Annotated in this window: 7 protein-coding genes and 1 tRNA gene; 3 read left to right on the top strand and 5 right to left on the bottom strand. The window is 44.2% G+C overall.

Going from position 1 to position 12,981, the window contains the following annotated elements; translation table 11 throughout:
• Nucleotides 1–9: 9 nt before the first annotated feature.
• The 5 genes from DWZ03_RS18410 to DWZ03_RS18430 all read right to left on the bottom strand — a co-directional run bounded on the left by DWZ03_RS18410 (nt 10) and on the right by DWZ03_RS18430 (nt 10,670).
• A complete protein-coding gene (locus tag DWZ03_RS18410) occupies nt 10–1,128 on the bottom strand; it encodes a family 16 glycosylhydrolase (protein ID WP_016273349.1) in 1,119 nt (372 codons plus the stop codon).
• Between the two features lie 68 nt (nt 1,129–1,196).
• Nucleotides 1,197–2,648, bottom strand: coding sequence for a PKD domain-containing protein (locus DWZ03_RS18415; protein WP_057281779.1), 1,452 nt, complete (start codon nt 2,646–2,648; stop codon nt 1,197–1,199).
• Nucleotides 2,649–2,665: 17 nt separating this feature from the next.
• Complete coding sequence (locus DWZ03_RS18420) at nt 2,666–4,273, bottom strand: RagB/SusD family nutrient uptake outer membrane protein (protein WP_016273346.1); 1,608 nt, start codon at nt 4,271–4,273, stop codon at nt 2,666–2,668.
• Between the two features lie 20 nt (nt 4,274–4,293).
• A complete protein-coding gene (locus DWZ03_RS18425) occupies nt 4,294–7,488 on the bottom strand; it encodes a SusC/RagA family TonB-linked outer membrane protein (RefSeq protein WP_016273345.1) in 3,195 nt (1,064 codons plus the stop codon).
• Nucleotides 7,489–7,778: 290 nt separating this feature from the next.
• Nucleotides 7,779–10,670: a triple tyrosine motif-containing protein gene (locus DWZ03_RS18430; protein WP_120130517.1), complete on the bottom strand. Its 2,892-nt coding sequence runs from the start codon at nt 10,668–10,670 to the stop codon at nt 7,779–7,781.
• Nucleotides 10,671–11,207: 537 nt separating this feature from the next.
• On the opposite strand from DWZ03_RS18430, the gene DWZ03_RS18440 reads away from it, so the two are divergent.
• From DWZ03_RS18440 to DWZ03_RS18450, 3 genes are all read left to right on the top strand, one after another.
• Nucleotides 11,208–11,281: transfer RNA gene (locus tag DWZ03_RS18440), tRNA-Thr, on the top strand.
• A 145-nt stretch (nt 11,282–11,426) separates the two neighbouring features.
• Entirely contained in the window at nt 11,427–11,972 is a 546-nt protein-coding gene (locus tag DWZ03_RS18445; protein WP_005835919.1) for a DUF4199 domain-containing protein, read from the top strand.
• A 55-nt stretch (nt 11,973–12,027) separates the two neighbouring features.
• Nucleotides 12,028–12,981 carry a glycosyltransferase family 2 protein gene (locus tag DWZ03_RS18450; RefSeq protein ID WP_016273343.1) on the top strand — a complete coding sequence of 318 codons (954 nt, stop codon included), beginning with the start codon at nt 12,028–12,030 and terminating at the stop codon, nt 12,979–12,981.

Here is a 12,981-nt window from a genome sequence, read left to right on the forward strand (position 1 = left end):
TAAATAATTTCATTTTTTCTGAAACACGCGTACATAGTCCACCTTCATCGTCACCGGCAGGGCAGACTCGTCCACACCGTTCATTCCACCCCAGTCACCTCCCCATGCCAGGTTCAGAATGGGATAGAAAGCATAATGGAACGGCCACTGATTATGCCCGGAACCCAGTTGTTGCTTGGTGACCGCCAACTGTACCTTGCCATCCACGTAGGTAGTGATGGCATCTTCCGTCCACTCCAAGGCGTAGACATGATATTCTCCTTCTGCCCGGTCTATGGTCATGGCGTGTGTCTTCTGCGTACCTTTAGTATGATTATAGTCTTGCGTATGGATAGACGAAGAGACTTCGTTGGGTACTACGCCCACTTCCTCCATGATGTCTATCTCGCCACACATGGGCCAAGGGTTGGTATTCCAGTCGTTCCCTACCGGCATCATCCAGAAAGCAGGCCAAGTACCTTTGCCTTTCGGCAAGAGAATACGCGCCTCAAAATAACCATACTTCCAACCGGTATTCACCTTGGCATACACACGACCGGAATAAATCTTACCGTCGCTGCCTTTGAAGCAGTTGATGTTCAGCTTACCGTCAGCAAGTTCCGTCACACGCTTTCCGTATACCTCTCCGTTCACGTAGTTCTGCAGTTCATTGTTCACCCAACCGGATTTCTGGACTTCGTGAGTCCAGTCGTCACCCAGTGTAGTGCCTTCATTGAATTCATCCTGCCATACCAATGAATACCCTTCAGGAACATAGTTTTCTATTGCACCTTTGCTTTGTTTCAACAGATACTCTTGCTTATAATTTGTTCCAGAAGTAAAAGAAAGGATAGCCGAACGTTCCTTTTCTTCGCTATTTTTCAAAGCAGTTATCTTCACTACGGATTCGCCGACATATCCGGAATTTGCCGATAATGAATACCATGTCTGCCCATCATCTTTCAACGCCCATGCAGCAGCAGCCTTTATTCTTATCGTTTTTTCTTCTCCGGCAGCAGCAAACTGCAAATCAGCAGGAGATACTTCTATTATATTATCTACGAGGGGATTATTTGCAGCCTGCCCATCACTACCACATCCCATCAATGGTATCAAGGTCACTATCCAAAGGCCAATCATTGTTTTCATCGATAAAAAGGATTAAAAAGGCGGTTGCCCAGAGGGTAACCGCCTCTACTATCATTCAGAAACCAGTATTATTCTCCAAAATAGAAATCATCAAAAAAGAAGATACCCGGAGCAGCATGTCCTTCTGCACCAAACTGAATTACAATCTTATCGTAATCCTTACGATCTTTCACTTCACTGAAATCAAATTCAAGTTCAATCCATTGATCTGTAGTCAGATTTGTTTTTACTATTTCAGTTTGAGTCTCCCATGCACTTCCACCGGCAGCACTGTTCTGCAATTTGACAGCAACTTGTTTCTGCAACTGGTTGACAGCAATCCAATCACCGGCTACATCGGCAACTGTCGTATAATCATTGTACGAAGGCACAAAAACTTTCATACGAACTTTGTTTGCCTTTGTCAAATCAAACTTATAATCAGGTGCCGTATATGAGATATTGGAATAGAAACCGATACTCTTTTCATACAGATAAACCTTTTTTGAAGTATTTACCGGAACAGGTGCCGGATTCGAATAGATAAAATCCAATTCGCCCATATCTTCACGGGCAAAATCAACGGACAGTTTATCTGCTTCAAAGTCTTCGCTCAACTTCACTGCCTTCACAGCTACTTCCGGCTTCACATTTTTTTCTTTAGGAACAAAACGATACCACCAGCCATTACCAGATTCGACATTGCTCACAACTTCCAAATAAAGTTCATCTTCCGTCAGACTACGAATAAAATAAGTAGACGAACCGGTATAATGTCCCATAAATGCACCGTCACTCAATGTCAACGTATTGTTGATTTCGTCCAAAGTATAAGTATAGCTTTCTTTAGGAGTATATTCTACATCAAAGTCACCGGCACCCGGAACGGTGGCAGCCCCACCCAAGTCATTCTTACCCGCTTCGTTCGTATAGATTTTGCCATTGTTTTTCCATATCATCTTGACACCTACTTGCACAAATGTAAACTCTTGTGTGTAAAGACTACTTTCCAGTTTTCCATTGGCAGGACAAGACCACCATTTGGGAGTACCGTCATAATCTCCACCACCTTTCGCTGGTCCCACACCAAAATGTCCATCGTGATATTGGTCAAACACCCATGTTTTTCCTCCAAGATTCGCAGCACCACCAGTCAAAGCATTATACATAGGGGTGTCGAGCAAAGCCATATCATCATCTGCAATAGAAATTACCTTGCTGATAGTAGCTGAGCCACCGGTTGTATACAGAGTCATAGCCACAGTATACTCACCCTTGAAAGGATATTGTGCTTTCACACTTTCCCCTTTTGCCGTGCCTCCATTACCTAAATCCCACAAAACGACACCTTCAACTGTTGATTCGTTTTTAAACTCTACAATGTTTGCTTTGCCAGCGGTGGGAGTAGCAGAAAATGCCAACTGATTTTCTTGCGGTTCTGCACCCAAAGAATGGTCATCACTGTCAACGGGGTCACAAGAAGCCAACCCGACAATAGCCATGCTCAATGCAAAAAAGCCATATAATAAATTCTTTTTCATACTATTTTCTTACTTAATTAATAACCATCATTTTGTTTCAGTTCAAACTCAGTACCCTTAGTTGCGTCAATATCGCCCTGAGGAATAGCCACATATTTATTGTGAGCCTGCCAAGTACGCGGTGCATTTACCCCCGGCACATTAGCTACAGTCAACACGTCTGTGATACCCCAACGAATCACATCGTAGTAACGATGTCCTTCACCCACAAATTCATAATGGTTTTCGTCGATTATGCTCTGTCTGCTGAGAGCAACACGATGGCTATCATCTCCAAAAGCACGATCGCGAACCATATCCAAGCACTGTTGCGCAGAAATACCTTTCTGTTCAGCAACACCTTCCACACCAACCAGTTCAGCGTATGCCAGCAAAGTTTCCGCATAACGGAAAATACGCACGTTGTTGCAGTAGTTCAAGGCTATGTCGCCCGTTGGCTTGTGGTAGCCTTTGCGAGCTGCATATTTACCTAACCAGAAACCCGTATCCTGAAAACGGATAACATAAGTACCACCGGATGCGATTTCCACTTTGTCGCCGATGTTGCCACCTGTACCGTTGCCACGATAATCGCGAATAGAAACGTCACGACGAGTATCGCCTTCGGCAAACATCTGATAAGCTTCCGTACGTACCGGGCCGAATCCCCAACCGTCTTCATAAGTATTGGTAGGATCGCTTAAGGTACTCGGTGAAACGTATGCGGGAAGATTAGTACCACCTGTAGCCCATGAATTTCCCCAAGTTTTTCCTTCACCAATATGGTTTGCCTCAAAAATGGACTCCTTGTTGAATTCACCTTCATCCACCCAAATATCAGCAAATTTAGGAGTCAATACAAACTCTCCACTGGCAATAATCTCAGCCAACCCTTCAGCAGCTTCCGTATATTTAGCCTTATCTTTCTGATACATTACTGTACGTGCTTTCAGCATCAGAGCAGCAGCAAGGCTTGCGCGTCCGTTGTTCACACCATCATTGGTAGAATACTTCGACTTAGCATCCTTAAAGCTGGCTATAGAAGCATCGACATCCTTGATAATCTGGGCATATATCTCATCCGGACTCAACTGTGGTCCAACGTAAGGAGGCTCATACAATGTTTCTTGAAATGGAACTGATCCAAAACTTCTCCACAACATATAAAGGAAATAAGCACGCAAGAAATGCCCTTCACCACGATACTGTGCAATGAGTTTCAGCTCTGCCGGATTGGCGGTTACAGCGGTGGCACAAAGCCCCAATGCACTATTTACGCGCGTAATCCCGGAAGTATAGATATTCCAAGTCCCATTCAGCGTACTATTTCCTGTCGTGGAAAACATTGCCACATTCAAGTTCATGCCAGCCATGCCATCTTGAGCATCACCACCACCTTTCCACAAGTCATCACTCTGGATGTCACCGATATAAACAGAAGACTCATAAGAACCACCTGCATACGAATCAAGTAAAAGAATCTGGTAGGCTGCAGCCAAACCGGAGTTAATATTCATGGGGTCGCCCGCTGCTCCAGCAGCACCTTTTGAAGCAGGGTCCGAATTCAAGAAACTATCGCCGCAAGAGGACAAAGCCATGCTTGATGCCAAAACGGCTGCCACTGTATAAAATTTAAATTTATTCATTGTCTGATTGATTTTAAAGTTTAGAATGTGATGTTAGCACCCAGAGTAATGGTACGGGATTGCGGATAGATACCCTTATCAACACCCAATGTCGTATAACCACCGGACGCCAGTTCCGGATCAAATCCTTCGTAACCAGTAATGGTTATCAGATTCTCTGCACCTACATAGAAACGCAAACGTTGAATGGAAATCTTGCGAGTAAGAGTGGCCGGCAGTGTATAACCAAGCTGTGCATTCTTCAAGCGAAGGTAAGAACCATCGTGAATGTAAAGGTCTGAAGAAGTCCAGTTACCGTTGGGGTTGGCAGAAGTCATACGAGGAATACGGTTAGAAGTACCTTCACCTACCCAACGATCCAAAATCCAAGAAGGACGGTTCATGGCCGGGATGTCACCGCGTTGCGCAAAGTCAAACACGTCGTTGCCCAATGTACCTTGGAAAGACAAACTCAAATCGAAGCCTTTCCACTCGGCACCAAGAGAGAAACCGAAAGTCCAGTCGGGCATACCCTTACCAATTTTGGTACGGTCTTGGTCATTGATTACACCATCACTAGTAACATCTACAAAACGAACATCGCCCGGTTGAGCATTGGGTTGCAAAAGTTCACCCTTCTCATTTACGTAATTGTTCACTTCATCCCAATTCTGGAAGATGCCGTTAGTCTTACGTCCATAAAAATAAGGCCAGACCTCGCCATTCTTGGCATGTACATAGTCACCTACACCGGAAGCACCTGCGCTTTCATAATTCTGTTCACCGGAAGCGTTGCCCAAGTCCAAGAGTTTGTTTTGGGAATAAGACCAGTTGGTGTTGAACCAATAAGAGAAATCTTCAATGCTATCTTTCCAGCCAAGTTCAAACTCAAGTCCCCAGTTTTCCATAGAACCGAGATTACCCCAAGGTTTGCTTTGTCCGATATAAGTAGGCACAGGCATTTCGGCCAGCATATCTGTTGTCTTCTTATAATAATAGTCAAATGTGAAACTCAAACGTTGGTTAAAGAAACGCATATCCACACCAAGGTCAGTTTGAGTGGAAGTTTCCCACTTAATATCAGGATTGGCGGCTGCTGCGGGAGAAGTACCGTAAATCATGGAGCCACCATTTTCACCAGGTTTTGTATAATCATTCAGGTTGGGCTTGTAACTGCCGCCAAAGTAATAATTCTGACCACCATTCATCAAGGCAAGATAACGGAAATCTCCGATAGACTCGTTACCATTCTGTCCCCATGAGAAACGGAATTTTAATACGTCAAACCAGCTCGGTTTGATTTTTTCCAGATAAGGTTCATTCCAGACATTCCAACCCAAAGAGAACGAAGGGAATACGCCCCACTTATTATTGGCACCAAAATGTGAAGAGCCATCGCGGCGAACCGTGAACTGCACCATGTAACGTTCTGCAAAGTTATAGTCGAGACGACCGAAATAGGAAGCAATGGAAGTATGGGTTGCATCACCGATTCCACCCCACAAAACAGATTCTGTCTCGGCAGCTGTAGCAGAGCCAAAATTGGCATGAATAGGATTCAAGTCAAACAAATCGAAGTCCTTACCGCCAATATTGCGTGAACGATAACGAGCTGCCGATTGCCCCAACACTACAGAAAGATTATGCCTTTCTGCAAAAGTCTGGTTATAAGAGAAATAATTTTCAGTTTGCCAACGCATACCGCGATTCATCTCGCTTTGAACCCAGCTGGCATCCGTATGTGTCATTGTACCCAGATAATCAGCATAACCATAGCCATCATATCCCCAGAAAGCCAAGTCCACACCATAACTGGAACGGAACTTCAAACCAGGCAAGATATTCAATTCAGCATAGAACGTACCTACAATTTTATCGGAATTGTTACGTCCCAATGTCGGTCTGTTCAGCTGTGCCACCGGATTTGTCAATTCCTGGAAACCGGAAGGAGGCAAAGAAAGCACTTTACCATCCTTTACGATAGCATTAGGATGCTCGGCCAGGATTGCGGCACCTTCTTGTTCAGAAGCATACACCGGAACCAACGGTGAGAACGCAATAGCACTACCAAGAATAGAACCATACTCAGAGTTTGTTTCAATACCGGTAGAATGATCACGAGTATAGCCCAAGTTTACTCCTACCGTGACTGCATTCAAGAACTTTCGATTCTCTACTTCAAACACTTTATAAGTAGAATTACTACGAACAGACAAACGTTCATAATTGGAACGTCCATAATTACCACCAACGATACCTTCCTGATTGAAATAGCCCAAAGAAAGGAAATAAGTCATTTTATCATTACCGCCATTAATGCTCAACTGATGTTGCTGAACTGGTGCATCATAATTAAAGACTTCATCCTGCCAGTCTGTATCAATCGTATTATTGGCAATTTCTTCTGCAGAATAACGAGGAGCATTGCCATCATTAATCTGCATTTCATTCATGATTGTCATATATTCCTTGGCATTCAAAACAGCTTTCTTCTTCCAAGGATTCTGCCAACCATAACTGAAATCATAGTTTACAGTCGTTTTTCCCTTGCTGCCCGCCTTGGTAGTCACCAAAACCACACCGTTGGCTGCACGGGCACCATAAATAGCAGCCGAAGCAGCATCTTTCAGGATTTCAATAGAAGCAATATCCGTCGGGTTCAAATAGTTGATACCACCGCCCACCGGCATACCATCGACAATGTACAAGGGGTCGGAACCATTTACAGAACCGATACCACGAATACGAACCTTAGAATCAGAATTAGGCTGACCGGAAGACTGTGTAATCTGTACGCCGGAAACTTTACCTTTCAAAGCATCTTCCACACGGGAAGGCTTCATCAGGTTCAATTCATCCGCATTTACTTTGCTGATAGCCGCTGTCACTACACTTTTTTTCTGAACACCGTAACCTACAACCACCACTTCGTCCAACGCCTCTGCATCCTCTATCAATGCTACTTTAAGAGAAGTTCTTCCATTTATAGCCACTTCTTGTGGCTTAAATCCTATATAAGTAAAGGAAAGCGTTGCATCGGCAGGAGCCGACAATGTGAAATTGCCATCCAGGTCAGTAATTCCACCATTGGTAGTACCTTTAACTACCACATTTACTCCGGGCAGCGGTTCATTGTCCGTACCACTGACCACTGTACCTTTTACCTGTATATTTTGGGCATATACAGAAGCCAAGGTAAAGCTTAACAGAAATAAAACTGATAATAACTTTTTCATAAGTTTTACTAAATTAAGATTAACGTTTCTCATTTTTGTTCTCAATCGAACAATGCAAACATAGATAAAAGTAGGTAAAACGAATAAGGAACAACCATTCTTTAATACGTCAAATCAAATTTCAGAATACGTTATTAATACGTCATAAGAAAACAAATCATTAATAATCAATCAATAATATATACTTTTAACCATTACGTCACAATATGTTATATAGCACAAGAGGGAGGAATTTAACATTCCTCCCTCTCATACGCTTCCTATTTCTAAAGGAAGTTAATATCTAAAGGCTACAGTTTATTGCTTAGATAATCCGTCAAACTATCCTCTCTCTCTAAAGCGAACTTTTTGCGGAGACGGTAACGGATTGTTTCAACTCCACGGACTGAAATGTTCAGCAGAGGTGCTATTTCTTTGGTGGAAAGGTTCATCTTCAAATAAGCGCACATCATACGTTCGTTGTGAGAAAGCTCCGGATGCTTGGTATGAAGACGTTTCATGAAATTGTTATGTATCAAGTCAAACTGGTCTTCAATACGCTTCAAGACTTCATCACTCTGTATATTACCGTCTATTTTATTATTGATAAGTATAAGTTGTTGTTTCCCTTCACGGGCTCCCTCACCTTTCAGCAGTGCGGATACTTTAAGTATCTCCGACTTGATTTCGGTCAGCATTTCATTCTTGCGGACAAAATTTATCATCAGATTGGCCATTTCCTGACTCTTATGCTGCAAATCGTATTCCAGTTTTTCTTTCTCCAACTGCATAATCTGCTTTTCCTGACGAGCCTTCTCCTCTTCGTACTCCCTTTCCATATCGTGCAACTCTTTGTCCTTTTCGACCACCGCCTGCTGTTTTTTCCGCTTCACACGGACATCATCCCAACGATAAACATACCACAAGGCGAACAAAGCCAAGACAATATAACAAACATATGCGGCAGCACTGCGATACCACGGTGGAAGTATACGAAAGGCAATTGTATCCAATGATGTTGTACCGTCAGGAAAGACCGCCTTGACTTCAAACGTATATTCGCCTTCCGACAGGTTGCTATACTCTTTGGTACGTACCGTGGTAAAGTCGGACCAACTCCCCTTATTCAAGCGATACTGAAAGCGGATATCGTCTCCTACCGCAAAGAAAGAAAGAGCATAGTCAAAACGAACAGAATTCATGGAATAAGCTATCACCGGAACCGGCTTCTCTCCTAAAAAGTTGGCAGTATACGCCAATGAATCTTTGGGGTAAGACAAATACATATTCCTTATATACAAGGAATGGCTACGATCCTGACGCTCTCTTATGGCCGGAATACTGAACAAGGCAAACCCTCCTTCATTAGGAACCACCATCAGCGAATCCGAAAGAGGAATAATAGTCTCAAAACCGGGAACCAGCTCTATCAACGATTGCTGGATAGGGTTAATGCTTGTATTCGCCCCCCGCTTATAGGTACCCAGATTGGCAATACAGATTTCGTGAGGGCTCAAACTAATCAACTTATCGTGATACTCCAAGATACGCGAATAGGCCGCGGTGCCATTCAAAAGGTTGTTCATATCCGGACAAGGCTCCATGACATCTTTATGAGGATTATGCTTATAGATTCCCCGGGGAGTGGCAAAATACACCCGGTCTTCTATCTTCGCTATATACATATCACGTCCTACCGGAAAACCATCCTTCGCGCTATATTCCTTTATACGGACAGCTTTTGTCAAATCATTATCCAAATCCACACGGGTAACATGATCTGTATTGTACACCCAAATCACCTTATCGCTTTCCTGCTCAAAAAGACGGCAAGAATCGTTCATACCCTCAATCTTGCCAACCACCTGCCATTCTCCATTCTTTTTCCCAACCAAATAAATACCGTTATATACCCCGACATACATAAGGTCCGTACGTCCTGCCACAAGTTGGCAACACCAGGCGCCGGCAATATCCGTCACGCGTTTTACGGAAGTGCCATTGATAAGGAAAATACCACGGTCGTGCAGACAGAAGAGTTCATCACCTATACGGCAAAGGTTCCAGACCTGTCCGCTGGATTGGGGCATCGGACGGATATCCGGCAAATCACCGTTCATCTGTACCGGATAAGAGGTGTAATACAAACCCCGATTGGTACCTAAATAAAGATAGCCGCCTTCTACAGCCGCCGTATATCCCGTGCCGTAGGAATAGGGATAGGAATAGAGATTCGTAAAAGGAGAACTCAGACAGACGTAGTCAATGCCGCTATCCAGACCGGCCCAGAGGTTTCCGGTCGTATCGAAGGAGACAGAAAGCACCGTATTGTTACGCAAGCCGTTGTTCTCATTGAAATATTTTAGTTGCATGGTGCTGCAATCCACCAGTACCAATCCTTTATGAATGGTTCCCAAGGCAATCTTATCATCCTTTTTGGCCACGCAAAAGACTTCATTCTCACGCATAAACTCTTCGGCACCGGTGATAAACGGTTCCATCGTACGCCCGTCACAATAGTAAAGTCCGTTGTATGCAGTCACCACCAGAACACCTTTCTTATAAGGTATAATGCCACGAATACGTTTGGAAGCCAACGCATCAGCACCCTGAAGAGGAAAAAAAGTGTTTCCAACCAAAAGCCATACGCCCCTGTCCGTACCGATATAAAGAATACCATTGACCATATTGGAACAGTCTATCTTGGCATTCATTTCAATGGCGGTATATTTTCCGTTCAGGTACTTCACCACGCACCCGTCTCCTTGGAAATACAAGATATTGTCAGTCTCATGGATGCCCCACACGTTTCCAAGAAAACGAACGGAACTCTCCAAAGTATCGGACATGCAATGATAGGCCAAAGAACCGTCCGCATCCGGTTCATAATAGCCGAACTCATTGATGCCCCCCACATAAATTCTTTTTTGGGTGGCAGAAGCCAGAACGGAACGCACATCGGAAGCATTGTTCAATGGAAACACATTCCAGACATTGCCATCAAATTGCACCATACCGTTCTTGTTGGCGAAATATACCCACTTGTCATCATAGGGTGCTATCTGCCAAGTCTGGGTCCCCTTGCCATAAACACTTTTATCAAAATTGACGATAAAGCTATTCCAACCGGCAATTGCTTCGACCAAAGGGAGAAAAAGAAAAAGGCAGAAAAAAAGGTAAAATGACAATATGTGTTTGTTCATGCGTATAATGACTATATAGTTAGTTGTACAAAAATAATGTTTATTTTCAAGGTAGCGCACAATAGCCTATCAGTTTTTTCGTCCCCGACTATTATTTTCTTCTCGAATGGCAATCTTTTGCATTACTATACTTTAGATTCCGGTATACTAAGAAGTATTCGTCCGACAGTTGTTGAATTATCGTCCGACAGCTGTCGGACGATAATTCAACAACTGTCGGACGATAAGGTTACACATATCGGACGAATACTTTTTAGTAAAAGGAATATTTGTCCATCGTAATGCCGGAAAGAATCCGTACCTCCCCTCCAAAGTATCTGTATAAGGAGCCGTGAAGAGGGATAGAATAGAGAATCTAAAAAAACAAATAAAAAAATCGCCGCAAGCTATTGCAGATTTCAAAATAATGCCTACCTTTGCAACCGCAAAACGAAAACGGGTAAGTCCTATACGGCCAGCTCCCTTCGAATCCTCCAGGGCTTGATCGCAGCAAAGGTAGTTGGTTGTAGCGGCGCGATATAGCAAGCTTACCCACCCGCCTCTTTAGCTCAGTTGGCCAGAGCACGTGATTTGTAATCTCGGGGTCGTTGGTTCGAATCCGACAAGAGGCTCGAAAGAAAAGCAGATGATACGAAAGTGTTACCTGCTTTTTTCTTTTTGCCCCGCAAAGAATCCTCTAATTTATTTAAAATCTACACATCGGCTTGCCCTTGAATCCAACTATATTTGTACCTTTGCACATTATTTCTAAGAAAGATGGCAGAAAATAGAGGTTACATGCAACGATACGCAATGCTGTTCGGTACCTATATGGGAGGTTTTTGGATATTGAAGTTCATACTCTTTCCTGTGGGGCTGTCGGTTCCTTTTTTACTTTTCCTTTTCATGGGACTCACGCTATGCGTACCTTTTATGGGATATTATTATGCACGGATGTATCGTAATCAGGTATGCGGAGGCGGCATCAGCTTCCTGCATGCATGGGTATTCACCGTTTTCATGTATATGTTTGCCGCGCTGCTTGCCGCCGTGGCACACTACATCTACTTCAGATTCATAGACCACGGATATGTGATAAACACGTGCGAAACGATGGTAGACACGCTTGCCCAAAGCAACATGCCGGGAATGGATTCGTACATCGCCACCTATCAGGAAGCTCTGGAAACAGCCCGACTGCTCAGCCCTATCGACATTACGCTACAGATGATATCGTCCAATGTGTTTTGGGGTTCGATACTGGCTTTCCCCACCGCCTTGTTCGTGATGAGACGCAAGAAAGACGACGCTCCGGCAGAGTGACGGAACAGCAAAAAGAAATGTTATTTCAATTGTAAAATAGAAAAATCATACATCAATGGATATTTCAGTTGTCGTACCACTATATAATGAAGAAGAATCACTCCCCGAATTGTTCGCATGGATTGAGCGGGTGATGAATGCCAACGGCTTTTCATACGAAGTGATTTTCGTTAACGACGGAAGTACCGACCGTTCGTGGCAGGTTATCGAGCAATTGCAGGCACAAGCTCCGGACAAGGTACGGGGCATTAAGTTCCGCCGAAACTACGGGAAGTCGCCGGCATTGTTCTGTGGTTTCGAACAAGCACAAGGCGACGTCGTGATAACCATGGACGCCGACCTGCAGGACAGTCCCGACGAAATACCCGAACTCTACCGCATGATTACCCAGGAGGGCTACGACCTCGTATCGGGCTGGAAGCAGAAACGTTACGACCCGTTGTCGAAGACCCTCCCCACCAAATTGTTCAATGCCACCGCCCGCAAAGTATCGGGCATCAAAAACCTGCACGACTTTAATTGCGGACTGAAGGCATATCGCAAAGAGGTTGTCAAGAATATAGAGGTATACGGCGAAATGCACCGCTACATCCCCTACCTGGCCAAGAACGCCGGCTTCAAGAAAATCGGCGAGAAAGTGGTGCACCACCAGGCACGCAAATACGGAAAGACCAAGTTCGGGCTGAACCGATTTGTAAACGGGTATCTGGACTTGCTTTCCCTTTGGTTCCTTTCCCGGTTCGGCATCAAGCCCATGCACTTTTTCGGATTGCTGGGTTCGCTGATGTTCATCTTCGGCTTCATAGCCGTGGTCATAGTGGGTGTCAGCAAGTTGTACTACATGCACCATGGCATGCCCTACCGCCTTGTGACGGACTCTCCCTACTTCTACCTCTCGTTGACCTCCATGATTATCGGCACACAACTATTCGTGGCAGGATTCCTCGGAGAGCTGATTTCACGTAATGCCCCGGAACGAAACAAATATCAAATAGAGAAAACCATTTAA

The sequence above is a fragment of the Bacteroides sp. AF29-11 genome (assembly GCF_003602895.1).
GTDB classification, from domain to species: Bacteria; Bacteroidota; Bacteroidia; order Bacteroidales; family Bacteroidaceae; genus Bacteroides; species Bacteroides uniformis.